Annotated in this window: 17 protein-coding genes and 1 pseudogene; 13 read left to right on the forward strand and 5 right to left on the reverse strand. The window is 70.8% G+C overall.

Annotated elements, in window-relative coordinates; genetic code table 11:
- Positions 1-22: 22 nt before the first annotated feature.
- Together OIE53_RS02220 and OIE53_RS02225 are read left to right on the forward strand one after the other, a co-directional pair.
- Positions 23-1,888, forward strand: coding sequence for an ABC transporter ATP-binding protein (locus tag OIE53_RS02220; RefSeq protein ID WP_327024879.1), 1,866 nt, complete (start codon positions 23-25; stop codon positions 1,886-1,888).
- A 167-nt stretch (positions 1,889-2,055) separates the two neighbouring features.
- Positions 2,056-3,783, forward strand: a complete 1,728-nt coding sequence (locus OIE53_RS02225; protein WP_327027036.1) for an ABC transporter ATP-binding protein — start codon at positions 2,056-2,058, stop codon at positions 3,781-3,783.
- Positions 3,784-3,850: 67 nt separating this feature from the next.
- On the opposite strand, the gene OIE53_RS02230 is transcribed toward OIE53_RS02225, so the two are convergent.
- Both OIE53_RS02230 and OIE53_RS02235 read right to left on the reverse strand, forming a co-directional pair.
- The gene (locus OIE53_RS02230; RefSeq protein WP_327024880.1) at positions 3,851-4,606 is read right to left on the reverse strand and encodes an ABC transporter permease; all 756 of its coding nucleotides are present in this window, start codon (positions 4,604-4,606) and stop codon (positions 3,851-3,853) included.
- On the reverse strand, positions 4,603-5,337 hold the full coding sequence (locus OIE53_RS02235; protein WP_327024881.1) for an ABC transporter ATP-binding protein: 735 nt from the start codon (positions 5,335-5,337) through the stop codon (positions 4,603-4,605). The genes OIE53_RS02230 and OIE53_RS02235 overlap by 4 nt, the downstream gene beginning before the upstream one ends.
- Before the next feature lie 169 nt (positions 5,338-5,506).
- Here OIE53_RS02235 and OIE53_RS02240 point away from each other — a divergent pair.
- The 4 genes and pseudogenes from OIE53_RS02240 to OIE53_RS02255 all read left to right on the forward strand — a co-directional run.
- Positions 5,507-6,211: pseudogene (locus tag OIE53_RS02240) on the forward strand (phosphoribosyl-AMP cyclohydrolase); the annotation flags it as partial.
- Between the two features lie 240 nt (positions 6,212-6,451).
- Complete coding sequence (hisI, locus tag OIE53_RS02245) at positions 6,452-6,877, forward strand: phosphoribosyl-AMP cyclohydrolase (RefSeq protein WP_327027037.1); 426 nt, start codon at positions 6,452-6,454, stop codon at positions 6,875-6,877.
- Positions 6,874-8,427 carry an anthranilate synthase component I gene (locus tag OIE53_RS02250; RefSeq protein ID WP_327024882.1) on the forward strand — a complete coding sequence of 518 codons (1,554 nt, stop codon included), beginning with the start codon at positions 6,874-6,876 and terminating at the stop codon, positions 8,425-8,427. Before hisI ends, OIE53_RS02250 begins: the two co-directional genes overlap by 4 nt.
- A 73-nt stretch (positions 8,428-8,500) precedes the next feature.
- Positions 8,501-9,052 carry a Trp biosynthesis-associated membrane protein gene (locus OIE53_RS02255; RefSeq protein ID WP_393338557.1) on the forward strand — a complete coding sequence of 184 codons (552 nt, stop codon included), beginning with the start codon at positions 8,501-8,503 and terminating at the stop codon, positions 9,050-9,052.
- Between the two features lie 93 nt (positions 9,053-9,145).
- Here OIE53_RS02255 and OIE53_RS02260 read toward each other — a convergent pair whose 3' ends face one another.
- Positions 9,146-9,397 carry a hypothetical protein gene (locus tag OIE53_RS02260; RefSeq protein ID WP_327024884.1) on the reverse strand — a complete coding sequence of 84 codons (252 nt, stop codon included), beginning with the start codon at positions 9,395-9,397 and terminating at the stop codon, positions 9,146-9,148.
- 442 nt (positions 9,398-9,839) lie between these two features.
- Here OIE53_RS02260 and trpC point away from each other — a divergent pair, with 442 nt between their 5' ends.
- From trpC to OIE53_RS02295, 7 genes are all read left to right on the forward strand, one after another.
- Positions 9,840-10,643, forward strand: a complete 804-nt coding sequence (gene trpC / locus OIE53_RS02265; RefSeq protein WP_327027038.1) for an indole-3-glycerol phosphate synthase TrpC — start codon at positions 9,840-9,842, stop codon at positions 10,641-10,643.
- A 56-nt stretch (positions 10,644-10,699) separates the two neighbouring features.
- Positions 10,700-11,935 carry a tryptophan synthase subunit beta gene (trpB, locus tag OIE53_RS02270; protein WP_327024885.1) on the forward strand — a complete coding sequence of 412 codons (1,236 nt, stop codon included), beginning with the start codon at positions 10,700-10,702 and terminating at the stop codon, positions 11,933-11,935.
- Positions 11,936-11,937: 2 nt separating this feature from the next.
- Complete coding sequence (trpA, locus tag OIE53_RS02275; RefSeq protein WP_327024886.1) at positions 11,938-12,741, forward strand: tryptophan synthase subunit alpha; 804 nt, start codon at positions 11,938-11,940, stop codon at positions 12,739-12,741.
- Positions 12,742-12,938: 197 nt separating this feature from the next.
- Positions 12,939-14,072, forward strand: a complete 1,134-nt coding sequence (gene lgt, locus OIE53_RS02280) for a prolipoprotein diacylglyceryl transferase (RefSeq protein ID WP_327024887.1) — start codon at positions 12,939-12,941, stop codon at positions 14,070-14,072.
- 14 nt (positions 14,073-14,086) lie between these two features.
- Positions 14,087-15,268, forward strand: coding sequence for an FAD-dependent oxidoreductase (locus tag OIE53_RS02285; protein ID WP_327024888.1), 1,182 nt, complete (start codon positions 14,087-14,089; stop codon positions 15,266-15,268).
- Positions 15,269-15,634: 366 nt separating this feature from the next.
- Complete coding sequence (locus OIE53_RS02290) at positions 15,635-18,331, forward strand: LamG domain-containing protein (protein WP_327024889.1); 2,697 nt, start codon at positions 15,635-15,637, stop codon at positions 18,329-18,331.
- 224 nt (positions 18,332-18,555) lie between these two features.
- The gene (locus tag OIE53_RS02295; protein ID WP_327024890.1) at positions 18,556-24,816 is read left to right on the forward strand and encodes an RHS repeat domain-containing protein; all 6,261 of its coding nucleotides are present in this window, start codon (positions 18,556-18,558) and stop codon (positions 24,814-24,816) included.
- 121 nt (positions 24,817-24,937) lie between these two features.
- Here the strand turns inward: OIE53_RS02295 and OIE53_RS02300 are convergent, their stop codons facing one another.
- Positions 24,938-25,363 carry a hypothetical protein gene (locus OIE53_RS02300; RefSeq protein WP_327024892.1) on the reverse strand — a complete coding sequence of 142 codons (426 nt, stop codon included), beginning with the start codon at positions 25,361-25,363 and terminating at the stop codon, positions 24,938-24,940.
- Positions 25,364-25,397: 34 nt separating this feature from the next.
- Positions 25,398-26,261, reverse strand: a complete 864-nt coding sequence (locus OIE53_RS02305; protein WP_327024893.1) for a GNAT family N-acetyltransferase — start codon at positions 26,259-26,261, stop codon at positions 25,398-25,400.
- Positions 26,262-26,280: the final 19 nt, after the last annotated feature.

Consider the following 26,280-nt stretch of genomic DNA (forward strand, 5'->3'; position numbering starts at 1 on the left):
GCGGCTTACGGCGGGGGAGACAGTGGCGAGCGGGACTAGTCGGGATGTGCTGGGTCGTGGTCTGGCCGTCCTGGGGCGGGCCATCCGCGAGCAGCCGAGGATTTTCGCGGTCGCGGTCAGCGGCAGTGTGCTGTTCGGCGCGATGGTGGTGGCCAGCGCCTTCATCGTCGGCCGGGTGGTCGGCGAGGTGGTGGTCCCGGCGATCGAGAGCGGCTCGGTGGGGGTCAGCGCCCTGGCCATCGCGGCCACCGCCCTGTTCGGGCTCAGTGTGCTGCGGGTGGTCGGCATCTTCGGCCGACGACTCGGCGCCGGCTACATGCAGTACCGACTCCAGGCCGCCTATCGGCGCCGGGTCACCCGTCGCTACCTGGAGCTGCCGCTGTCCTGGCACCACCGCAACGCCACCGGCACCCTGCTGTCCAACGCCAACTCCGACGTGGAGGCGGCCTGGCAGCCGATCGCGCCGCTGCCCTTCGCGGTCGGCACCCTGGTGATGCTGGTCGGGGCGGTGTCCTCACTCTTCTTCACCGACTGGGCGCTGGCGCTGGTCGGGCTGGCGGTCTTCCCGGCCCTGTTCGCGCTCAACGTGGCCTACTCCCGGCGGATGGCCCCGCGTCAGGCCCGTGCCCAGCGGCTGCGGGCCGAGGTCAGCGGGATCGCCCACGAGAGCTTCGACGGTGCCCTGGTGGTCAAGACCATGGGACGGGAGAGCCAGGAGACCGCCCGGTTCGCCGACCGGGCCGGGCAACTGCGCGACGCCCTGATCTCCGTCGGGCGGCTGCGCGGCATCTTCGACCCGATGTTGGAGACCCTGCCCAGCCTCGGCACCCTGGCGGTGCTGGTGGTCGGGGCGTACCGCCTGCGTCAGGGGGCCATCGACGTCGCGGACCTGGTCAGCGTGGCCTTCCTGTTCACCGTGCTGGCCTTCCCGGTGCGGGCGATCGGCTGGGTGCTGGCCGAGTTGCCGCGCAGTGTCGCCGGGTGGGACCGGGTCAACCGGGTCCTGCAGGCCACCGGCGAGATGCCGTACGGCGACACCCGGCTGCCCTCCACGACCGCGCCGGCCTCGCTCACCTTCACCGAGGTCGGCTTCGCCTACGAACCCGCCGAGGCGCATCTGCCCGGTACGCAGGTGCTCGGCGAGGTCTCCTTCACGGTCGAGGCCGGCAAGACGGTGGCCCTGGTCGGGCCGACCGGGGCCGGCAAGTCCACCATCGCCTCGCTGGCCGTACGACTGGTGGATCCGCTGTCCGGCACGGTCTGCCTGGACGGGGTGGACGTCCGGGAGTTGACCGCGGACTCCCTGGCCGCCAACGCGGCGCTGGTGGCCCAGGTGCCGTTTGTCTTCGACGACACCATCCGGGCCAACGTCTCCCTGGACCGGCCGGGTATCGACGACGAGGCGGTCTGGGCCGCGTTGCGGCTGGCCGAGGCCGACGGGTTCGTCGCCGCCCTGCCCGACGGGCTGGACACCATGGTCGGTGAGCGGGGCACCTCCCTCTCCGGTGGGCAGCGGCAGCGACTGACCCTGGCCCGGGCGCTGGCCGGGCGGCCCCGCCTGCTGGTGCTCGACGACGCGACCAGCGCGGTGGATCCCCGGGTGGAGGCGGCCATCCTGGCCGGGCTGCGCTCCTCGACCGGGGGTGGTCCCGGCGCCTCGATCCTGGTGGTGGCCTACCGCCGGGCCACCATCGCCCTGGCCGACGAGGTCATCTACCTGGAGCAGGGCCGGGTGATCGCGCGCGGCCCCCACTCGACCCTGCTGGCCACCGTGCCCGGCTACGTCGACCTGGTGACGGCCTACGAGCAGGCCGAGGTCGAGCAGCAGAGCGCGGCGGAGTACGACGAGGTCACCCCCCTGCCCACCGGCCTGGAGGTGGACCGGTGAGCGCGAGGAACGCAGCGCAGCGGAGTCCCGCAGTCGGGAACGGAAGGCAGGCCCGGTGAGCGCGAGGAACGCAGCGCAGCGGAGTCCCGCAGTCGGGAACGGAAGGTGATCCGGTGAGCGCGAGCAACGCAGAGGCGGCGGAGCGGGCCGAGTCGACCTGGCAGACGATGCGCCGTGGGCTGGCTCTCTCGCCGGAGTTGCGGGTCGGGCTGGCCGGCACTCTCGGCCTGGCCCTGGTCTACATGGTCGGGCGGGTGGCCGTGCCGGTGGCCGTGCAGCAGGGCATCGACCGGGGCATCGTCGGCGGGCTGGACCTGAACGCGCTGTTCAGCGTGGTGGCCGTGACCGGGGCGGTGCTGGTGGTGACCACCGTCTGCGGTTACCTGATGATGCGGCGGCTGTTCACCGTCAGCGAGACCGCCCTGGCCAACGTGCGGGTGCGGGCCTTCCGGCACGTGCACGACCTGTCGATGCTGCACCAGCAGTCCGAGCGGCGTGGTTCGTTGGTCTCCCGGGTGACCAGCGACGTCGACCAGATCACCCAGTTCCTCCAGTGGGGCGGGGTGATCCTGCTGGTCAACCTGGGGCAGTTGGCGGTCACCACCGCGGTGATGCTGGCGTACTCCTGGCAACTGACCCTTGTGGTCTATGCCGCCTTCGTGCCCGCGGTCGTGGTGATCCGGCTGCTTCAGCGCCGACTGGCCGCCGCCTACGGGGTGGTGCGGCAACGCACCGGCGCCCTGCTCGGCGCGGTCGGCGAGAGCGTGGTGGGGGCGCCGGTGATCCGGGCGTACGGTATCGCCGGGCGGACCGCCCGGCGGCTGGACCAGGCGATCGACTCCCAACGGCTGGCCCAGCAGAAGGCGATCCGGATCAGCATCCTGGGCAGCTCCGTCGGGGAGTTGGCGGCCGGGGTGGCGTTGGCCGGGGTGGTGGTCGTCGGGGTGCTGCTCGGGGCCGACCAGACCCTGAGCATCGGTGAGGTCACCGCCTTCCTGTTCCTGGTCACCCTGTTCATCCAGCCGGTGCAGATCGCCACCGAGGTGCTCAACGAGGCGCAGAACGCGATCGCCGGTTGGCGTCGGGTGCTGGATGTGCTGGACCTGACTCCCGACGTGGCCGACCCGGGCGAGCAGGGGCGGGACCTGCCACCCGGCCCGCTGGACATCCGCTTCGCCGGGGTGAGTTTCGCCTATCCGAACGGTCCCACCGTGCTGCACGAGGTCAGCCTGGAGATCCCGGCGAAGAGTCGGGTGGCCGTGGTCGGGGAGACCGGTAGCGGCAAGACCACCTTCGCCAAACTGCTCACCCGACTGATGGATCCCTCGCAGGGCCAGGTGCTGCTCTCCGGGGTGCCGCTGACGGACGTACGGTTCGAGTCGCTGCGCTCCCGGGTGGTGATGGTGCCGCAGGACGGCTTCCTGTTCGACGCCACCGTGGCCGACAACGTCCGCTTCGGCCGTCCGGAGTTGACCGACGAGCAACTCACCGCCGCCTTCACCGAGCTGGGGTTGAGTGACTGGCTGGAGGGCCTGCCGGCCGGGTTGGCCACCGGCGTCGGTGAGCGAGGTGAGGCGCTCAGCGTGGGGGAGCGGCAGTTGGTCGCCCTGGCCCGGGCGTACGTGGCCGACCCGGACCTGCTGGTGCTGGACGAGGCGACCAGCGCGGTCGACCCGGCCACGGAGGTCCGGCTGCAACGGACCCTGGACGCGGTGACCCGGGGGCGCACCACCCTGGCCATCGCGCACCGGCTCTCCACCGCCCAGAACGCCGACGAGGTGATCGTGGTGGACCGGGGTCGGATCGTGCAGCGGGGCCCGCACGACGAGTTGGTAGCCGACCCCGATTCCGTCTACGCCCTGCTCTACGCCTCCTGGCTGGAACAGACCCGCTGATCTTGGTCGGGCAGCGGGGCGGTGAGGTAGCGGGCCCAGGCTGATCCCGGGGCCCGGAGGCCCGGCGTCAGCCGCTGCGTCGTCGCAGGGTGGCCGCGGCGAGCAGCAACGCCAGCACCGTCACGGCGGCGACCACGGCCACGTCACGCCACATGGTCGCCGTCGGCTCGGCGTGCGCGCCGACCTCTTGCAGGGCCTCGACGGCGTACGTCAGGGGCAGCACGTCGCTGACCGCCTGCAGCCAGCCCGCCATCTGCTCCCGCGGCACGAACAGCCCACAGAGCAGCATCTGCGGCGCGACCACGACCGGCATGAACTGTACGGCCTGGAATTCGGTGCGGGCGAAGGCGCTGCACAGCAGCCCGAGCGCGACGGCCAGCACCGCGTTCAACGCGGCGATCATGATCACCAGTCCGCTGCTGCCGGCGGTGTGCAGGCCGAAGACCCAGTACGTCACGGCCGAGGCGATGGTGGCCTGCACCGCGCCGGCCAATCCGAAGGCGATGCCGTACCCGAAGAGCAGGTCGGCCTTGGCCAGCGGGGTGGTGAGCAGTCGTTCCAGCGTGCCGGTGGTCCGCTCGCGGAGCATGGCGATGCTGGTCACCAGGAACATGATGATGAACGGGAAGAAGCCGAGCATGACCAGGGCGATCCGGTCGAAGGCGGACGGCCTTCCCGGCACGGTGGGCTGGTCGGCGTACATGTAGTAGATCAGGGTCAGCAGCACGGTGGGCACGACCACCAGCAGGGCCACCGTCCGCCGGTCGTGACGCAGTTGGCGCAGGATGCGCCCGACGGTGGCGAACAGGATTCGGGGGTTCATCCCGCCTCCCCGGTCGGCTTGGTCTCGCCCGCTCGGATCAGTCGCAGGAACGCCTCGTCGAGGTCGTCCACCCCGGCGGCGGCCCGGACGGCGTCCGGGGTGTCGTCGGCGATCAGCCGTCCGGCGCGGATCAGCAGCAGCCGGTCGCAGCGGGCCGCCTCGTCCATGACGTGACTGGACACCAGCAGGGTCGTCCCGGTCGCGGCCAGCTCGTGGAAACGGGCCCAGAGGTCGGCGCGCAACACCGGGTCCTGGCCGACCGTCGGTTCGTCGAGCACGACCAACTCCGGGTCACCGACCAGGGTGCAGGCCAGTGACGCCCGGCTGCGCTGCCCACCGGAGAGGTTGCCCACCAACTGCCCTGCCGCCGGGGCCAGCCCCACATCGGCCACGGCCCGGTCCGCCTCGGCCGCGCCTCGGCCGTGCAGGGCGGCGAAGTAGCGGGCGTTCTCCCGGACGGTGAGGTCGGCGTAGACGCTCGGGGCCTGGGTCAGGTAGCCGACCCGGTGGCGTAGACCTGCCGAGCCGGCCGGCTGACCCAGCACGGTCACCGCGCCAGCCGTGATCACCTGCACCCCGACGATCGCCCGCATCAGGGTGGTCTTGCCGCTTCCGCTCGGCCCGAGCAGCCCGGTGACCGTGCCGCCGGGAACGACGGCGTCGATGCCGTCCAGAACTCGCCGCCCGCCCCGGTCCACGACCAGGCCACGGACGACGATCGCGTCGACCATCGGCCACCTCCGAGAAACTCATCATCTGTGGCGATCGGCGCTGGGGGAATCAGTTTCGGCGGAGCAATGGCGACGCCTGCGTCCCTCGATGCGCGCCTGCCGACGACATGGCGGAGAGCTCCGTAAGGTACAACGGGTCTGTCATCGGGCATTGCACCTTAGATCGGACATGCGGCAGGATGGCGCGGTGGATCACGCTCCGTCACCGGACAGTCGTTTCTTCGCCGACTGGACCGCACGGCTGCGGGCGAGCGCCGACCGACCCGTGGTGGGCATCCTGCTGCGCGGCAGTCACGCCCGCCGGGCCGCCACCGCGCACAGCGACGTGGATGTCGACCTGCTGGTCGGAGGTGCCCCGTACGCGGCCTGTCGGGCCTACTTCGCGGAGCACTCCGGCCGACTCACCCATGTCTCCGTCGCCGCTCGGGACATCCGCTCCTGGGTCACCCGGCTGGGCGAGCCGGCCGACTGGGCCTTCGGTCTGCCCGTGACGGCCCCCGCCCGGCTGCTGTGGGCCGATCCGCGCTGGCGGGCCCGGATCGATCTGCCGGTGCTCTGCCAGCCGGCCGACGAGCCACGGCTGGAGGAGTTGATCGCCACCCTCGGCAAGGTGGCCTCGGCCCGGGACGCCACCGATCGGCTCGGCCTGCGGTTGGCCGCCGCCGACCTGGCCCGGCTCTGCCCGTCGGTGCTGCGACTGGCCAATCCCACCGTCCGGGTGGCGTCCCGCCGGTCGGCCTTCACGGCCGCCCTGGACCTGCCGGTGGCCCCGGCCGGGTACCGCGACGACATGCTGCGCTGCCTGGGGCTGTGGCCCGGCTCGACCGGCCCCCTGTGGGCCGCCGCCGCCCGACTGGTGGCCGGCATCCTGCCGCTGATCCGCCCGTACGCCGCCGAGGTGGCCGAGGCGGGCGGCCCGGACCTCGCCGAGGCCCTGCTCGACGGCCGCCTGGACCGCTACATCACCCAACTGGCCCGACCCGCCGGCCCGCCCAACGCCACCAGTGCTCCGGCTGCGCCCGCCGTCCCGCCCAAGGCTGCCGACGAGCCACCTGTGTCTGGCGGGCGGGAGTCCGGTGGGGTACCCGCGCCGCGTGCGGAACAATGGCTAACTGTGTCCGTACCTGACGCGCCGGTGACCGGCGCCCACCACGAAGCGCCACCCTCCGGCGGCCCGGACCGGCCCTCCCGGCTGGACCCGGCGATCGCCGCCCGGCTGCGCCGTACCCCGGAGGGTCTGGTGGCCGCCGTGGTCCGGCAGCACGACAGCGGTGAGGTGCTGATGGTCGCCTGGATGGACGACGAGGCCCTGCACCGCACCCTGACCACCGGCCGGGCCACCTACTGGTCGCGCAGCCGCCGGGAGTACTGGGTCAAGGGCGCCACCTCCGGCCACCACCAGTACGTCCGGTCGGTGGCCCTGGACTGTGACGGCGACGCCCTGCTGGTCAGTGTCGACCAGGTGGGTGCGGCCTGCCACACCGGGGAGCGCACCTGCTTTCACACGGAGCTTCCGGTCACCGGGGAGGTGACCTCGTGACGGACGGTCGGGTCAGCCCGGACGAGGCCACCTTCACCGAGTTGGCCGCCCGGTGGCGGGTGGTGCCGGTGACCCGTCGGCTGCTCGCCGACGCGGAGACTCCGGTGGGGGTCTACCGCAAGTTAGCCGGTGGCCCGGGAACCTTCCTGTTGGAGTCCGCCGAGCAGGGGGTCGGCTCGGCGGGACTGTCCTGGTCCCGGTACTCCTTCGTCGGGGTACGCAGCAGCGCCACCCTGATCGAGCGCGACGGTGCGGCCACCTGGCTCGGCACCCCACCGACCGGCCTGCCGACCAGCGGTGACCCGGTCGAGGTGCTGCGGGCGACCGTGAGCGCGCTGGCCGGGCCCCCGGGTGATCCGCAGGCCGGGCTGCCCCCGCTGACCGGGGGGATGGTCGGCTACCTCGGCTACGACCTGATCCGGCGGTTCGAGCGGCTGCCCGACCTGACCGAGGACGACCTGGGCGTACCCGAGTTGGGCATGATGCTCGCCACCGACCTGGTGGTGCTGGACCACTTCGACGGCTCGGCGATCCTGGTGGCCAACGCGGTCCTGCCCCCGCTGGACGAGCCGGGCCGGGAGGCCCTGGTCGCCGCCGCCTACCACCACGCGGTGGGCAGGCTGGACGCGATGACGACCGCCCTGTCCCGGCCGATCCCCCCGATGGTCTCCACGGTGCACCGCCAGCCGGTCGGTGAGGTACGCAGCCGTACCCCCGACGGGGGCTACCCCAAGGCGGTCGAGGCGGCCAAGGAGGCCATCCGGGCCGGCGAGTGCTTCCAGATCGTGCTGGCCCAACGGTTCGAACGCGACACCGAGGCCGACCCGCTGGACGTCTACCGGGTGCTGCGCACCACCAACCCCAGCCCCTACATGTACCTGCTGCGCTTCGACGACTTCGACATCGTCGGCTCCTCCCCGGAGGCGCACCTCAAGGTGACCATCGAGGAGGGTGGTGAGCGGCGGGCCCTGCTGCACCCGATCGCGGGCACCCGTCCGCGCGGGGTCACCCCGGAGGCCGACGCCCGTCTGGCCGCCGAACTGCTGGCCGACCCCAAGGAGCGGGCCGAGCATGTGATGCTGGTCGACCTGGGACGCAACGACCTGGGTAGGGTCTGCCGGCCCGGCACGGTCGAGGTGCCGGAGTTCGCCACCATCGAGCGGTACAGCCATGTGATGCACATCGTCTCCACGGTCGTCGGCACCCTGCGCGAGGACCGCACGGCCTTCGACGCCCTCGCCGCGACCTTCCCGGCGGGCACCCTCTCCGGGGCCCCGAAGGTGCGCGCCATGGAGATCATCGAGGAGTTGGAACCGGTACGCCGTGGTCTCTACGGCGGTACGGTCGGCTACTTCGGCTTCGGTGGCGACCTGGACATGGCGATCGCGATCCGGACCGCTCTGATGCGCGCCGGTAGGGCCTACGTGCAGGCCGGGGCCGGGGTGGTGGCCGACTCCGACCCGGCCGCCGAGGACCAGGAGACCCGGAACAAGGCCGCCGCCGTCCTGGCGGCCATCGCCGCGGCGGAGACCCTGAGGCCGGCCCGATGACCGTACGCATGGTGATCCCGGCCCGACGATCGCGGGTGGATGTCGTGGCGGGCAGGTCGATCCGGTGAGCGAGCTGAGCGAGCCGCAGGTGGCGGCGCGACCTTCGGCGCGGCGTGAGTTGGCGTACGCCGTGCTGGCCTGCCTGGCCGGCGCGGGGCTGGCCCTCTGGGCGGTGACCCGCACCTGGACGGTGCAGGCCACCGGCTCGGCCCTCGACGAGGAGGGCAGCGGCGCCGGTCTGCTGCCGTGGTTGCCGGCGCTGGCCCTGGTGGGGCTGGCCGGGGGTGGCGCGATGCTGGCCACCGGCGGCTGGCTGCGCCGGGGGGTCGGCGGGCTGTTGGCGCTGCTCGGCCTGGCCATGGCCGCCGGTGGCGGCTACGGGCTGGTGGCCGACCTGGGCGACCAGGTCAGCCGGCAGTGGCCGGCCCTCACCCTGCTCGGTGGCCTGATCGCCGCGGCCGGTGGGGTGTTGACCGCGCTGCGGGGTGACCGGTGGCCGGCGATGGGTGCCCGGTACGAACGCCGCTCCGGGCAGGCCGTCGACAGCGGCGGCCCGATCGAGGGCGCCGGTACGAGGGACGCCTGGGAGGCCTTGGACCGGGGCGAGGACCCCACGGTGCGCTGAAACCGCCGCGCCGCGCGACGGCCGAGCTGCGTGGACGTCCGGCCGCGTGGCGGCTGAGCTAGGTGGCTGCGGCCGGTCGGTGTGGCGGGTTGGTCAGCTGACCGGTTCCCGGTCGCGGACCCGGGTGGCGGCGAGTTCGGCGACCAGTTGGTCCAGGGCGGCCCGTTGGTCTGCGCGGGCCCGGTCGGCGCAGACGGCCTCCCAGGCGTTGCCCCGGGCGGTCCGGATCCGGGTGGGGTCGCCCACCGCGCGCTCGACCGTGTGGACGACACCGACGGCGAGCGACGCGACGGTGCGGGAGATGGTGGTGAGTCCGATGGTCTGGTGCGGCGCGGAGGAACTCATGAAGCACCCCGGGAGGATCGTCGTGGTGAAGGGGCAGGCGCGAACCTGAGTCTGCCCGAGAACGATGCTGCGCGGTTCACGTTTCGTAGTGATGACTGCAACGTCAACACTGAGGTAGCCCCCCTGACCAGGCAAAGAGTCCTTGGTCCTTGAGGTAGCTCACAGCATCGAGGGTGATCGTGATGAGGCGTCGATCACTTCCGATGAGCGCTCGCATGGGTGACTGTCGATCTACTGGTGACGTAGAGTTACCACGTGTGCGCGCAAGTCGGCCATTATGCCCCAGCCCATCTCGTGAGGAGCGCCATACCCCCGGCGGGCGGTTCCAGGCCGGGCCACCTAGCATCGGCCCATGACACCCGGAGAGGGGAGTCCGTTGGTGACTGCTGAGCATGCGCACGCGGAGGGGGACGAAGCCGGTTCGTCGGCCGCCCCGACCAGCGTGCTCGACGAGATCCTGGCCGGCGTCCGAGAGGACGTGGCCCGGCGGCAGGAGCAGGTTCCGCTGGAGCGGATCCGTGAACTCGCCGCCGCCGCTCCACCACCGCTGGACGCGTACGCGGCCCTGCGGCGGCCGGGCGTCGCCGTCATCGCCGAGGTGAAACGCTCATCACCGTCCAAGGGCCAACTGGCCGAGATCGCCGACCCGGCCGACCTGGCCGGTGAGTACGCCGCCGGGGGTGCCCGGGCGATCAGCGTGCTCACCGAGGGACGCTGGTTCGGTGGCTCGCTGGAGGACCTGGCCTCGGTGCGGGCCGCGGTGAACATCCCGGTGCTGCGCAAGGACTTCGTGGTCTCCAGCTACCAGGTGCACGAGGCCCGGGCCCACGGCGCCGACCTGGTGCTGCTGATCGTCGCCGCCCTGGAGCAGAACGTGCTGGTCGGCCTGCTGGAGCGGATCGAGTCGCTGGGCATGACCGCACTGGTCGAGGTGCACGATGAGGAGGAGGCCGACCGGGCCCTGGAGGCCGGGGCGCAGGTGATCGGGGTCAACGCCCGCGACCTGCGTACCTTGGAGGTCGACCGATCGGTGTTCGAACGGATCGCCCCGGGCCTGCCGAGCAGCGTCGTCAAGATCGCCGAGTCCGGGGTACGGGGTCCGCACGACCTGATCCGGTACGCCTCCGCGGGTGCCGACGCGGTGCTCGTCGGCGAGGGGCTGGTCACCAAGAAGAGCCCCCGCGAGGCGGTCGCCGAACTGGTCAACGCCGGGAACCACCCGGCCACCCCCCGCCCGGTGCGCTGAGGTCGTACCGATCGATTCCGAGGGAGAGGATCCCCGATGAGCGCGCAGGTCACGGCATGAGCACCCCGGCGTCGGTCGGCCCGGCGGCACAGGTCCCGGACGGCGCCGGCCGCTTCGGTCGTTTCGGCGGACGGTTCGTGCCGGAGGCCCTGGTCGCCGCCCTCGACGAGCTGGAGGCCGCACACCGTACGGCGATGGTCGACGAGGGCTTCCGTGCCGAGTTGGCCGCCCTGATGCGCGACTACGCGGGCACCCCCTCCCTGCTGTACGAGGCCCGCCGCTTCTCCGCCCAGGCCGGTGCCCGGGTGCTGCTCAAGCGGGAGGACCTCAACCACACCGGGGCGCACAAGGTCCGCAACGTGCTCGGTCAGGCGCTGCTGACCCGGCGGATGGGCAAGAAGCGGGTGATCGCCGAGACCGGTGCCGGTCAGCACGGTGTCGCCGCGGCCACCGCCGCCGCCCTGTTCGACCTGGACTGCGTGGTCTACATGGGCCAGGTCGACACCGAACGGCAGGCCCTGAACGTGGCCCGGATGCGGATGCTCGGCGCCACGGTGATCCCGGTGACCACCGGCTCGCGGACCCTCAAGGACGCGATGAACGAGGCGATGCGGGACTGGGTGGCCAACGTCGATGACACCCACTACCTGATCGGTACCGCAGCCGGTCCGCACCCCTTCCCGGCGCTGGTCCGCGACTTCGTCCGGGGCATCGGCGACGAGGCCCGGCAGCAGTGTCTGGACCTCACCGGTGCCCTGCCGGACGCGGTCACCGCCTGCGTCGGGGGCGGCTCCAACGCCCTCGGCATCTTCCACGCCTTCGTCGACGACCCCCAGGTGCGGCTGTACGGCTTCGAGGCCGGCGGCGAGGGGCTGCTCAGCGGTCGGCACGCGGCCAGCATCACCGGTGGTTCCAGCGGAGTGCTGCACGGCGCCCGCACCTATGTGCTCCAGGACGCCGACGGTCAGACGGTCGAGTCCCACTCGATCTCCGCCGGCCTGGACTATCCCGGGATCGGGCCGGAGCACGCCTGGCTGCACGACACCGGGCGGGCCACCTATCTGCCGGTCACCGACGACGAGGCGATGGCGGCTTTCCAGCTGCTCTGCCGTACCGAGGGGATCATCCCGGCGATCGAGAGCTCGCACGCCCTGGCCGGCACCCTGGCCATCGCCGGGAAGCTCACCGCCGAGTTGGGCCGGGAGCCCACCATCGTGGTCAACCTCTCCGGCCGGGGTGACAAGGACGTGCACACCGCCGGCAAGTACTTCGGCGTTCTGGACGGAGACTAGGCATGAGCCGCATCGGGGTGGTTTTCGACAAGGCGCGGGCGGACGGACGGGCGGTGCTGATCGGCTGTATGCCGGCCGGTTTCCCCACGGTCGAGGGCAGCATCGCGGCGATGAAGGCGATGGTGGCCGCCGGGGTCGACGTGATCGAGCTGGAGATCCCGTACTCCGATCCGGTGATGGACGGTCCGGTCATCCAGCGGGCCAGCGACATCGCCCTGGCCGGGGGCGTACGCACCCGGGACGCCCTGCGGATCATCGAGGAGGTCACGGCCACCGGTGCGCCGGTGGTGACGATGACCTACTGGAACCCGATCGAGCAGTACGGTGTCGACGCCTTCGCCCGGGATCTCGCCGCCGCCGGTGGTACCGGGCTGATCACCCCGGATCTGATTCCCGACGAAGCGGACGAGTGGCTGGCCGCCTCGGACGCCCACGGGCTGGACCGTACCTTCCTGGTGGCGCCCTCCTCGACGGACGAGCGCCTGGCGATGACGGCGGCCCACTGCCGGGGCTTCATCTACGCCACCGCCCTGATGGGGGTGACCGGCGCCCGTAGCCAGACCTCCGAGGCGGCACCCGTGCTGGTCTCCCGGGTCCGCGCGGTGACCGATCTGCCGGTCGGCGTCGGGCTCGGCGTCGGCACCGGGGCCCAGGCCGCCACGGTCGCCGGCTACGCCGACGGGGTGATCGTCGGCAGCGCCCTGATCCGCTGCCTGCTGGACGCCCCCGACACCCCCACCGCCCTGACCGCCCTCACCACCCTGGCCACCGACCTGGCCACCGGCGTCCGCCACCCCACCCCCTGACCCCACCCCCTCCCTCCCGCACCCTCACCCCGCCCCCTGAGCCGCGTCGATCATGCACTTTTGGTCGCCGATTCGCCGGGAATGGGCGGTATGCGGGGACGGAAAGTGCAAGATCGCGGGGGCTGAGTGGGGGATGGGGGTGGGAGGTTGGGTGGCCGGGGTGACGGTGGTGGGGTGGGCAGCGGTAGGGTGCGCCCGTGAGTCTCGCCTCGCCGACCTACCTGGCCGCCATCCCCAGCCCGAGTACCGCCGTGTGGAATCTCGGGCCGATTCCCCTGCGGGCGTACGCCCTCTGCATTCTCGCCGGCATCGTGGTGGCCTGCTGGGTCACCGACCGGCGACTGCGTCAGCGGGGGGTAGCTCCCGGCGCGGTGCTGGACATCGCCCTGTGGGCGGTGCCCGCCGGCATCATCGGCGCCCGGATCTACCACGTGATCACCTCACCGGCGCAGTACTTCGGCACCGGTGGTGACCCGATCAGGGTCTTCTACATCCACGAGGGTGGGCTGGGGATCTGGGGCGCGGTCGCCGGTGGCGCGGTAGGGGCCTGGTTCGCCGCCCGGCAGTTGGGCATCCCCTTCGCGGTGGTGGCCGACGCGCTGGCCCCCGGTCTGCCCCTGGCCCAGGCGGTCGGTCGGCTCGGCAACTGGTTCAACAACGAGTTGTACGGCAGCCGGACGGACCTGCCCTGGGGCCTGGAGATCCACCGGATGGAGGGTGGGCAGGCGCTGCGCGACGAGGCCGGCCGGCCGATCCTGGAGGAGGGGCTCTACCACCCGACCTTCGCCTATGAGGCGCTGTGGAACGTCGGGGTCGCCGCCCTGGTCTTCTACCTCGACCGTAAGCTGCGGCTCGGCCGGGGCAGGGCCTTCGCGCTGTACGTGATGGGCTACACCGCCGGCCGGTTCTGGATCGAGATGATGCGGACCGACGAGGCCAACACCATCTTCGGCGTACGCCTCAACGTCTGGACCGCGGCGCTGGTGTTCCTCGGCGCCCTGGCCTACTTCCTGCTGGTCCGTGGCCCGCGCCAGTACCTGATCCCGATCGGCGCCGCGGCCGCCGCCCCGACGGCCGACTCCGACGTCTCCCAGGTGGACCTGTCCGCCCGGCAGGCCGCCGAGCAGTCGGCCGCGCCGGAGGGCTACCGGACGGTCAGCGAGGAGCAGTTCCGGCACTGGCAGGCGACCGGCGAGGCGCCTCCCGAGGGACCCGACCCGACCGGTACGGCCCCAGGAGAGCCCGACGCGGGCGCTGCCGGGGACCGGCCGGACGACGAGCCCGTCGACGGCGAGGGGGCCTCGGCCCGCCCCGCCGAACGCGACAGCTGAACGAGGGGGTGGCCATGCGGACCGCGGTGGTGGTCGGCGGCGGGCTGGGCGGCCTGGCCGTATCCGGTGCGCTAGCCCGGTCCGGCTGGCAGGTCACCCTCCTGGAACAGGCCGACCGGATCCGCCCGGAGGCGACCGCGGTCGTACTCTGGCCGAACGGGGTCCGGGCCCTGCGTGCCCTGGACCTCGGCGCCGGCCTGGACGCGGTGGCCACCCCGTTGCCCGACGGCGGGGTACGCCGTCCGGACGGTCACTGGCTGGTGCAGCCGAGACCGGTCCCGGTCGAGCGGCTGCCCGTCGTGGTGCACCGGGAGGACCTGCACGACGCGTTGATCGCCGGCCTGGGCGAGCGGGTGGAACTGCGTACCGGGGTGACCGTGCGGACCGTACGGGTGGCCCCGGGTGAGCGTCCCGCGGTCGGCGACGGCCGGCACACCTTCGAAGCCGACCTGGTGGTGGCCGCGGACGGAGTCGACAGCCTCATCCGTCGTCAACTCGCCCCGGAAGCCGGCGTGGTCAGCTCCGGCTGTGCCGCCTGGCGGGCGGTGATCCCCTGGTACCGGGCGCCGAGCCTGCCCGATTCGGTGGGCGGGGAGATCCTCGGCGCCGGCTACCGGTTCGTGGCCGCCTCCCTGGGAGAGCGGGGTTCCTCCGGTGCCTCCAGCCGGGGCGGCATCTACTGGATGGCGACCGCCGCGGGTGCGGCCCGACCCGAACCGCCGCAGACCCAGCTGGCCCTGCTGCGCCGCTGGTACGCTGGCTGGCCCGGACCCGTCGACGAGTTGCTGTCCGCCACCGAACCCGAGGACCTGGTGCAGCAGGAGATCCGCGAGCTGCGCCCGCTGCCGAAGGCGTACGGGTTCCCGTCCGGGCCCGGCGGAGTGGTGCTGCTCGGCGACGCGGCCCACGCCATGCCGCCGCATCTCGGCCAGGGCGCGTGCCTGGCCTTCGAGGACGCGGCGACACTCGCCGCGTTGCTGCGCGAGTCGACCCTGCCGGATGCGGTGGTGGCGTACGACCGGGCACGGCGTCCCCGCACGGCGGCCGTGGTTCGGCAGACCCGCCGGATGTCCGCGGTTCTCCAGACCCGGGGCCGGCTGGCCCTGCGTGCCCGCGACGCCGCCCTGGGCGCCATCAGCCCTCGGCTGCTCGGCACCACGGCCGCTATCGCCGCCCAGTGGCGCCCGCCCGCCTGACCGCGGAGTCTCCCGCCCCGCCGGCTGCCACCGCCGACGACCGCCCGGCCGTCCCCGGCCGGCGGTGCTCGTGCTGATCACGGATTGCACACATGATCTTTCTGGCAGTGTCGAACAAATGCCGCAGAGCTACGGCCGGATGATATTGACAGATCGAAACGTGCAGGGAAGGGTGGGTGATCAATCGTCACGGGGGTGTCTACATTGGTCAAACAATCATGGTCTCAGCCTGCCCAAATTCGGTCGCAGAGACCGCGTCGGCTGGCAACCGCGTTGGTTGCCGTACTGCTTGGTTCAGGGCTCGGTGTGGTGGCCGGTGGGCCCGCATCCGCGCTAGCAGAGTCCACATTGGAGCGAGACTGCACGGTGGCGGAGGCGGCGAACGAGACTGCCGCCGCCGCCTTGGCCGCCCAGTGCGGTGTGTCGGTGGAGGTGTTGAGTGAGCGGACCGAGTCCGAGCAGGTAGCTGTCGATCCGACTGGCACGCGGACGCTCACGGTGTCGGCGGTGCCGCAGCGGGTCCGGCGCTCCGACGGTTCGTGGACGGCGATCGACCCCACCCTGTCGGTGTCGGGCGGTGCGGTGGTGCCGGCCGCGACGCTGGCCGATGTACGGTTCTCGGCCGGTGGATCGGCGCCGTTGGTGACATGGCGGGAGGGCGGCTCGTCGTTCATCCTTTCGTGGCCGCTGGGGGCGTTGCCGGTGCCGCGGCTGGTGGGTGCAACTGCGGTGTACGACGATGTGCTGCCCGGGGTCAACCTGCACGTCACCGCCTTGTCGGAGGGGTTCACGCATGCGGTGGAGATTCTGTCTCCGGCGGCGGCGGCGAATCCTCAGGTGCGCAACCTGCGGTACGTGCTGGGCGGGGATGTCAGCGTCGAGACGCAGGCCGATGGTGGGTTGCGGCTGACCGACCCGAGTGGGCAGACCATGGCGGTCACGCACTCGGCGTCAATGTGGGACTCGTCGGTGGATCCGGCAGCTGCCGGCGAGGTACTGCCGATGCGAGGCGGTGACCGGACCACCGCCGAGCCGGCGAGCGGTGCGGAACCCGCAGTCACGTCGAGGCGTACGACCGTGGCGATCACCATGGACGAGGACGAGCTTGTCGTGATCGCGGACGAATCCATGCTCGATGATCCAGAGGTGACCTGGCCGGTGTTCGTGGATCCGCCGTTCAACGGCCTGCGGTCGAAGTGGGCGTTCGCGAACGACGCGAACAAGGCCTGGGACGTGGGTAACCGCGCCTGGGTCGGTCGCAACCCGTACGACGATGTGTTGTACCGGTCGTTTTTCGACTTCAACGTCTCGACGTTGCGAGGGACCCAGATCCTGTCGGCGAAGGTGACCATGAAGCTCGACCACTCGTGGTCCTGCGACCCGACCGCGGTGCACCTGTACCGGACCAACACGGATGGGATCACGGTGTCCAGCGGTGGCCGGATGGCCTGGTCGACCCGGCCGCTGCCGTCGTCGTACTGGTTGGGCTCCTGGTTGGGTAACGCGAACGAGGCCGGTGGTTGTGGGTCCGTTCAGCCGGACGCGGACGCGGTGTTCGATGACAGCAAGGTGAAGACCGACGTGCAGGCGCGGGCGACGGCGAATGCCACGACCTACACGGTCGGTTTGTGTGCGTGCACCCGCACCGGCGAGCACGAGTCGTCGCAGGCTCGGTGGAAGAAGTTCTTCACCGGTCACACCTACCTGATCGTGACGTACGACAAGAAGCCGAACCCCCCGGTCGCGCAGCCGTTCTCCACGACGACGGACTGCTACAAGGCGTGCACCTCGCCGGCGGTGGTGCGTACCACGACTCCGACCCTGCGGGCGAACGTGTCTGACCCGTACAACGGAAACCTGCGGACCGCCTTCGAGGTCCGCACCGCGGCCTCGGCGTCGGCGACGCTGGTGGCCGGGAACTCCTCGGCACTGGTGACGACCGCCGCACCGGGTACCGCGACGTGGCGGGTGCCGTCCGGGCTGGCCAGTGGGCAGACCTACCACTGGCGGGCACGCTCCTCCGACGAGAACAATCTGACCGGCGACTGGTCGGGGTGGCAGACCCTGACCGTGGACACGGCACCACCAGTGCTGGCCCCGGTGTCCTCGACGCAGTACCCGCTGCGGGAATGGGGCGCCGAGGTGGGCACCCCGGGCATCTTCGCGGCCGACGGCAGCCCGGACACGGCGGACTTCACCTGGTGGGTGGACAACGGCTCGACGACCACGGTCGCGGCATCAGGCACGGATCCGAAGACGATGTCGGTCACCCACACCCCGGCCACGGACATGGTCCACACGCTGAACGTGGTGGCCAAGGACATCGCCGGCAACATCAGCCCGACGTATCTGCATCAGTTCTGGGTGTCGCCGGCGCCGAACAAGTTCTCCCGCTGGAGGTTCGACGAGGCGTCGGGCACGACGGCGGCGGACTCGGGCTCGGGCGGCAGCGCGCTGTTGCCGGGAACGCTGTCGGGTTCGGTGGCGTTCGGGCCGGGCTATCTCGGTAACGCAGCCTCGTTCACCGGAACGGGCGGTCAGATCACCACCACCGGGCCGGTGCTCGACACCACCAGGAGTTTCACGGTGATGGCCTGGGTCCGCGCGTCCGACCTCGCTGCCGACGATCACCAGGTGGTGCTGAGCCAGGACGGTACGACGGCCAGCCGCTTCCAGCTGATGTACGACAAGGACGCCAACGGCGGCGCCGGCGGCTGGTGCTTCGCCATGCGTCCCACCGACGGCGGAAACCCGACGACCGCCTGCGCGGACGGCTTCGCCTGGGGGCCGCCGACCGACGGCACCTGGGTGCACCTGGCCGGGGTGTACGACGCGGCCACCGACAAGATCCGCGCGTATGTGATGGGTGATCTGCTCAGCTGCGGTGGGGAGACCGCCGAGACGTCCTTCACCGGCGACTGGTCGGCGACCGGATCGTTCGCGATCGGCCGTGGACAGTCGTCGGGTACGGCCGCGAGCCACTGGCGCGGCGAGATCGATGACGTGCACGCGTTCCAGCGCACCCTGTCGGCCTGGGAGATCTGTCAGCAGGCCGCTCAGTAGTTCCACGCAACCGCAACTCAACCGGCTCCGGGCAGTCCGACACCGGTCACGTCAGGCTGCCCGAGCCGGTCTCTTTTGATCTTCGGATCGTCTCGTTCCACCTCCGGTTTGTCCGTCGAACATGCATGGGGAGCATTGCGATGAGCGTTGAGGTCGGTGGCCCGCCACAGCGGGCGAGAACGATGGGTCGTACCAATCGGTGCTTACGATGGCTGGCCGCCCCGATGGCGCTGGTCCTGGCGGTGACGTTGTTCGAGCAGCCGTCGGCTGCCGTTGCCGCGCCGAAGTGGGAACCGCCGAAGCCGAAGGAGGTCACCGGGCTCAAGGTGACCGACGTCCGGCCGGAAGCCGCCCGGCCGGATTTCTCGGCGCAGTCGCGGACGGTGCGTCAGCCGCGCCCGGTGAACTGGCCGGCGGCCGGCACGGCGACGGCCCGGCCGAAGGTGGCCGGTGCGGGTCGGGCCGGTGAGCTGCCGGTGACGGTGTCCGCCGTGGAGTCGGAGGGCCTCGGCGCCCGGAGACTGGCCGGGCCGGACGTGGTGTCGGTGCGGGTGTTCGACCGGGCGGCCACGGCGCGAGCCGGCGTGCAGGGTGTGTTGCTGGGCCTGGGCCGTGCGGACGGGGGAACAGGCAGCGGCCCGGTCTCTGTCGAGGTGGACTTCTCGGGGTTCGCGCACGCCTACGGTGGTGACTGGGCGTCGCGGTTGCGGCTGGTGCAGCGGCCGGAGTGCGCGGTGACCACGCCGCAGGTGGCGCAGTGCCAGACGTCGACGCCGATCCCGTCGGTGAACGACGCGCGCGCGTCGACGGTGTCGGCGCGAGTAAGCCTGCCGGGTGAGGCAATGACGCTGCTCGCGGTGCAGGCCGACTCGGCCGGTGACAACGGTGACTACAAGGCGACCGATCTGTCGCCGGCCGGAGCCTGGGAGGTGTCGACCCAGACCGGTGACTTCTCCTGGTCCTACGAACTGCGGATGCCACCGTCGTTGGGTGGGCCGTCACCGTCGGTGAGCCTGGCGTACTCGTCGGGCAGTGTCGACGGGATGACCTCGATGACGAACAACCAGGGTGGTTGGGTCGGCGACGGCTGGTCGTCCTGGCCGGGTTTCATCGAGCGGCGGTACGCCTCCTGCGGGGACGACAATCCGGGTCACAAGACCGGCGACCTGTGCTGGTTCAGCGACAACGCGACGTTGTCGTTGAACGGTCGGGCGGGTGAGCTGGTCCGGAGTGGTTCGGTGTGGCGGTTGAAGAACGACGACGGCACCAGGATCGAACGGGTCACCGATTCGGCGCGCAATAACGGTGACGACGACAACGAGTACTGGAAGGTGACCACCACCGACGGGGTGCAGTACTACTTCGGCTACCACCGGCTGCCGGGCTGGTCGTCGGGGGATCCGGTGACGAACTCGACGTGGACGACTCCGGTGTACGGCAACAACTCCGGTGAGCCGTGCTACGACTCCACGTTCGCGAACGCCCGCTGCGACCAGGGATGGCGGTGGAACCTCGACTACGTGGTCGATCCGAACAACAACTCGCTGGCCTACTTCTACAAGAAGGAGACCGGCGCGTACGGGCGGAACAACACTCCGACCCAGCGGACCACCTATGACCGGGGCGGTTACCTGGACCGCATCGAGTACGGCATGCGCAAGGGCGCCGAGTACAGCGCGGCCGCGCCGTTGCGGGTGACGTTCGAGACCGGCCCGCGGTGTCTGTCGAACTGCTGGACGGGCGCGGAGTGGACGTCGGATCCGAGGCCGAATTCCTGGCCGGACACGCCGTGGGACCAGTACTGCGATGAGTCCCCGTGCGTGGAGCAGAACTCGCCGACGTTCTGGTCGGCGCGTCGGCTGACCAAGGTCACCGCGCAGCTGCGCAACGGCACCTCGTCGTACCGGGATGTGGAGTCCTGGGCGTTGCGGCACGAGTTCATCAACGCCGGCACCGGTGAGGGTACGCCGATGTGGCTGCGGGGGATCACCCGTACCGGGCACGTCACCACTGCCGGTGGTGTCGCCGTCTCCGACCCGGAGATCACCTTCAACCCGGGAGCCGAGCCGTTGGCCAACCGGGTCGACGGGCCCTCGGACCAGCGCACCGAGTTGAACCGGTGGCGGATCAAGCAGATCCGCACCGAGACCGGCGGCGACATCCTGATCACCTACTCAGGCCACGACTGCACCCGCACCAGCCTGCCGACGCCGCACTCGAACACCAAACGGTGTATGCCCGCCTACTTCTCCTGGCCCGGCAGCGGGGACCCGACCCTGGACTGGTTCCACAAGTACGTCGTGACCCGCATCGACCAGGACGACCTGGTCACCGACCAGCCGAACCAGACCACCTTCTACGACTACCTCGACAACCCTGCCTGGGCGTACAACACCGACGAGCTGACCAAGGACAAACACCGCACCTGGGGCGACTGGCGCGGCTACGGCCGGGTACGGGTCCGCCAGGGCGACCCGACCAACGGGGTACAGACCGCGGTCGAATACCGCTACCTACGCGGCATGCACGGCGACAAGCAGCCCAGCGGCACCCGCTCCGTGCAGGTGTCGGACACCTGGGGCGGAACGATCACCGACCACGAGGCGCTCCAGGGCTTCCTCCGCCAGGAGATCACCTACAACGGGGTCAGCAGCAGCGGCGTCAACGGTGCCGAGGTTTCCTCCACCCTGAACGAGCCGTGGCGCCGTGGCCCGACCGCGACCCGGACGCGCAACGGCGTGACCACCAACGCCTGGATGGTGAACAACGCCTCGACCCGGACCCGTACCGCCCTCGCGGCCGGCGGGTTCCGCATCACGAAGACCGCCACCACGTACAACTCGGACGGTCTGCCGACGGCGGTGGAGGACGCCGGTGACGAGAACGTCACCGGGGACGAGACCTGCACCCGTACCCGGTACGCCCGTAACGAGGGCAGCTGGATGATCGACCGGGTCAGTCAGACGGAGGTGCTGTCGATCAGGTGCGCGGACGCGCCGAGCACGGCGACGCCGGCCACGGTCCTGAAGCGGGATCGTTCCTTCTACGACAGCTACACCGGCGACTCGTCCTTCGGCGCGGCCCCCACCAAGGGCAATGTGGTGCGCACCGAGGAACTGGACCGGTTCGACGGCGCCAACCCGGTATATGTCCGCACCCAGTCGATGAGCTACGACGCCAACGGCCGGGTCACCTCCACGACCGACGCCAGGGGCTACAGCAGCACGACCGACTACACGACGGCCAACGGTGGCCTGCTCACCCAGACGGTGGAGACCAATCCGCTCGGCCACACGAAGACCACCGCCCGGGAACCGGCCTGGAACCTGGCCACCCGGGTGACCGACGAGAACGGGGCGTTCACCGACCTGACCTACGACGGTCTGGGCCGGCTGACGAACGTGTGGCTGCCCGGTCGGAACAAGGCCAACCAGAGCGCCAGTACGAAGATCAGCTATCAGATGCGCAACAGCGGTGGTCCGACCGCCGTCTCCACCGAGAGCCTGCTGGTGACCGGTTCGACGTACAAGAAGTCGGTCACCCTGTACGACGGCTTCCTGCGTGAGCGGCAGAGCCAGACCCAGGCCACCGGCGGCGGGCGGTTGCTGACGGAGACGTTCCACAACGCCCGTGGCGAGGTGGAGTGGACCTCCGAGCCGTACTACGACACCACGAACGCGGCACCCTCGACGACCCTCGGCACGCCGCAGGGCCAGATCCCGTCGATCACGCAGAACGTGTACGACGGGGCCGGCCGACGTACCGCCGAGATCTTCAAGGCCCTCGGGGTGGAGAAGTGGCGGACCAGCACCAGCCACGACGGTGACCGGATGCACGTCACCGCCCCGCAGGGCGGCATCGTCAGCACCGTCATCACCGACGTCAAGGGACAGACCACCCGACTGCGGCAGTACGCGAACCGGTCCGACGTCGGTTCGACCGATCCCGCCACGTACGACGAGACGCAGTACACCTACACCCTGCTCGGGCAGCAGAAGACGATCAAGGACCCGGCCGGCAACACCTGGTCGTACAGCTACGACCTGCGCGGTCGGGAGATTCAGGCGGTCGACCCGGACAAGGGCACGACCACTTCGACCTACGACGCCGAGGGCAACGTACTCACGGTGACGGCGCCGTTGGGCACCGGAACCACGACCGTCGCTTACACCTATGACGAGTTGGGCCGCAAGACCAGCGTGCGGGACGACAGCGCCACCGGCGCGATACGGGCCGACTGGGTTTTCGACACCCTGCCCAACGGGAAGGGCAAGCTGACCTCCACCACCCGCTACACCGGTGGTCAGGCGTGGACCAGCCGGACCGACTCCTACGACGCGTTCGGGCGGACCACCTCCACCTCCCTGGTGGTGCCCGCGTCGGAGCCTCAACTGTGTGCCGCGGCGGGACCGGATCCCTGCGTCTACACCACGACCACCAGCTACCGGGTCAACGGACAGACGCACCAGGTAGACCTGCCGGCCGCAGCCGACCTGCCGTCGGAACGGTTGACCTTCGGCTACAACGACCTCAGCGAGGACGGCTCGCTGCTGTCGGCGGCACAGATCTACGTCGGGGCGGTGACCTACGACAAGCTGGGTCAGCTCACCGGGCGGGAGTTGGGCGCCTTCGGCTCGCGGGTGGCGGTCACCTCCGATTTCGACGAGCCGACCCGCCGGCTGAAGGCCACCAATGTGGTGCCGGAGCTCAAGCCGGAAGCGGCGAACTGGTCCTACGAGTACGACGCGGCCGGAAATGTCACCAAGATCAAGGAGCAGCCGCAGGGGCAGACCGCGGACACCCAGTGCTACACGTACGACCACCTGCGGCGACTGACCGGGGCCTGGACCCCGGGCTCCGGTGACTGTGCCCAGAGTCCCACCGTGGCGGGGCTCGGTGGACCGGCGCCCTACTGGCACTCTTGGACCTTCGACGTCACCGGCAACCGGCTGACCGAGACCCGGCACGCGGCGACGAACACCACCTTCAATTACACCCACCCGCCGGCGGGTGCGGCCCGCCCGCACACCGTCACCAACGTCACCGCGACCGGAGGCGTGTCGTGGAGTCGTAACTACGGCTACGACAACGCCGGCAACACCGTCGCCCGGCCCACGGCCAGCGGCGCCACCCAGAGTCTGGTGTGGAACCGGGAGGGTGACCTGGAGAGCGTCACCGAGGGCGGCACCACCACCAGCTTCCGCTACGACACCGAGGGCAACCGGCTGACCCGTACCGACGCCACCGGCAAGACCCTCTACCTGCCCGGCGGCTTGGAGGTCCGCTACACCAACGCCACCGCCGCCAAGACCGCCACCCGCTACTACACCCATGCGGAAGCAGTCGTCGCGATGCGGACCGGCGAGGGACTGTACTGGATTCTCGGTGACCATCACGGCACGGCCGAACTGACCATCAACGCCGCCACCCTGGCGATCGCCAAGCGTCGCACCCTGCCCTATGGCGACAACCGGGGCAACGCGGTCGGCATCTGGCCGGCAGCCATGGACAAGGGATTCGTCGGCGGCACCAAGGATCCCACCGGCCTGACCCACATAGGTGCCCGAGAATACGATCCCTTCATCGGCCGGTTCATCAGCGTCGACCCCGTGATCGACTACGCGGACCCGCAGCAGATGCACGGCTATGCCTACAGCAACAACAACCCGGTGAGTTTCACCGATCCGGACGGCGAGTTTCTCCGCAGTGTCGTGAAGAAGGCGGCGAACGCCGCCGTGTCGACCGGCAAATTCCTGTCCGACAATGCCGGGAACATCTCACTCGGGCTGGGGGTGGCAGCAATGGCCTGTGCGGTCATTCCGCCGCTACAGGTGCTCGCGCCGGTCCTCACGGCGGGATCCGCGCTGGCCGGTGCCTATGATGCGGGCAAGAGTGCGAAGAATGGGGACTGGACCGACGCCGCCATCGGAGTGGCCGGCCTGATTCCCGGCGGCAAGGCCGTGATGCAGACCGGCAAGTTGCTCAAATCCACCGCAGGCCCGGCTAAGAAGCTCTCCGCGGCCAAGGTGCAGCACACGAAGCTCAGTTGGCAGAACCAGAAGTTCCAGCAGAACGCCCGCCGTCCCGGCCAGGACGAGAGCTACCGGAGGCTGGCGTATCAGATGGAGACCCAGGGGATGTTGTTCGCCGACTACGCCGTCAGCGTCCATCGCCGGATCCTGGGCGAGGCCGTGGATCAGGTGATCAAGCAGCCCAGGACCGGGTTGGACTTCATGGGTGACGTGCTGTTGCTGGAGAACGCCAACTTCAACGCCTGCAAGTGGTTCGTCGGCTGTGAGTCCTCACGGCATGCGACGGTCTTTCCGGAGCATGCGCAGCGCAATGTCGTCAAGGCGAGCAGCGGCGTCAGAGGTAACGGCAGCGGTGGCTACCAGCCGAAGACGACCCCGGCGAAGAACTCTCCGTCCGCGCCGGTGCGGACGCCGACGTACAACTGGACGCCGGGACGAATCGGCGGCATCTAGGCAGTGACCGCGTAGATCCGGTTCACCGACCCGGGTCGAGTCAGGTGTCGGGCCGCGAGGATGATCTTCATCCGCGCGGCCCGACACCATGCTGGGTGACACTGGCCCGTCGAACGGCGACTCAGGCGGCGGGCGAGAACCACTGCCGAGACGATGCGGGCAGCAGCAGCAGGCCGATGACGGCAGCGAGCGCCACCATCCGCAACACGGTCAACGCGTCGATGTCGGGCAGTGCCGTCAGGCCGTACGCGATGTTGAAGGCGGCGAAGCCGGCGGTCAGCATCCGGGCGCGCCCGACCTGGCGCCACAGGCCGTACGCGAAGGCCAGCGAGAGAAGGACCACCCCCACGGCGAACACGGTCGCCCTCGTGTCGGTGACCCCCGGAGCAGTGCTCGTCTTGAACTGGATCGCCTGGATGACGCTCGCCAGGGGGAAAATGATCGCGGCCGCGACGACCGGGATGGGGACGCGTGTCTGACCTTGATCGATCATCGACACATGGTAGGTGTTGATCGCTTGGCTCGACCAGAGCGGCAGTCGGTGCACCTGTGCGGCTGTCGGATCAGGTTGTGCGGGCCGGTCAGGTGGTGACGGCGGCAGGTTCGGCCACGCAGGCGGTGCCCACGCGGTGGAAACCGGCCCGCAGGTAGACCCGGGCGATCTCCTCGCTACCGGCGGAGAGGAACACCAGGTCGGTTCCGTCGGCCAGCAGGGCACGGGCCAGGGTGGCGGTGACCGCCGCACCGAGTCCTCGACGGCGGGCGCTGGGCAGGGTGGCCACCCCGGCGATCTCGGCGACGTCACCGACCCGCATGGCCATGCCGCTGGCCAGCGGGCCTTCGGTGGCAGTGCCGGCCAGTACCGAGAGGTGGCTGCCGTTGGCGATGCGGGCGCGTTCCTCGTCGACCGCCGCCTCGTCCAGGCCGATCATGGCCGCGTCGCGCTCGGCCGCTCCGGACCTGCCCCGCGCGGTGCCGGGCGCGGCGAATCCGACCGCCGCCACCGCCCGCCGCGCGGCCACCGCTGCACCGAGATCATCGTCCGTCGGGCCTAGCAACCGCACCGACACGCCAGCGACGGCCTCCGGGTGGAGCAGGGTCACCGGGTCGGGCAGGGCGGCCGGGTCGAGGACCATCAACGGCGCTTCGAGTACGGCCAGGCCGGCCGCACGGGCCACCGGGAGCAGGTCCGGGTTGAGGTCGTGCACCCACTCCAGCGCCTCGGGCAGGCCCAACTCCCGCTGCCGGGCGCGGACCTCGGTCAGCTCGGCCAGCGACGGCGGCCGCCCGGCACCCCGACGCGGTCGCGCGTAGAACGGCCATCCGCGGCCTTCCCGAACGAAGAGGACCAGAGCGCCGTGATCTTCCACATGTGCCGCGTCCCGGGGCACCGCGTCGTAGAACCGTTCCAATCGGTCGAGGAGGTCGGTACGCTCGGAATCCACCCGGCGAGATTACCCGTCT

This window comes from Micromonospora sp. NBC_01739, from assembly GCF_035920385.1.
Taxonomy (GTDB): Bacteria; Actinomycetota; Actinomycetes; order Mycobacteriales; family Micromonosporaceae; genus Micromonospora.

Excerpts from the sequence above, each read along its gene's own strand:
- OIE53_RS02225 (WP_327027036.1), top strand. The coding sequence starts at position 2,056 with ATGCGCCGTGGGCTGGCTCTCTCGCCGGAGTTGCGGGTCGGGCTGGCC.
- OIE53_RS02230 (WP_327024880.1), bottom strand. The coding sequence starts at position 4,606 with ATGAACCCCCGAATCCTGTTCGCCACCGTCGGGCGCATCCTGCGCCAA.
- OIE53_RS02235 (WP_327024881.1), bottom strand. The coding sequence starts at position 5,337 with ATGGTCGACGCGATCGTCGTCCGTGGCCTGGTCGTGGACCGGGGCGGG.
- OIE53_RS02260 (WP_327024884.1), bottom strand. The coding sequence starts at position 9,397 with ATGAGTTCCTCCGCGCCGCACCAGACCATCGGACTCACCACCATCTCC.
- trpB (WP_327024885.1), top strand. The coding sequence starts at position 10,700 with ATGAGCACCCCGGCGTCGGTCGGCCCGGCGGCACAGGTCCCGGACGGC.
- trpA (WP_327024886.1), top strand. The coding sequence starts at position 11,938 with ATGAGCCGCATCGGGGTGGTTTTCGACAAGGCGCGGGCGGACGGACGG.
- OIE53_RS02285 (WP_327024888.1), top strand. The coding sequence starts at position 14,087 with ATGCGGACCGCGGTGGTGGTCGGCGGCGGGCTGGGCGGCCTGGCCGTA.
- OIE53_RS02295 (WP_327024890.1), top strand. The coding sequence starts at position 18,556 with ATGGCGCTGGTCCTGGCGGTGACGTTGTTCGAGCAGCCGTCGGCTGCC.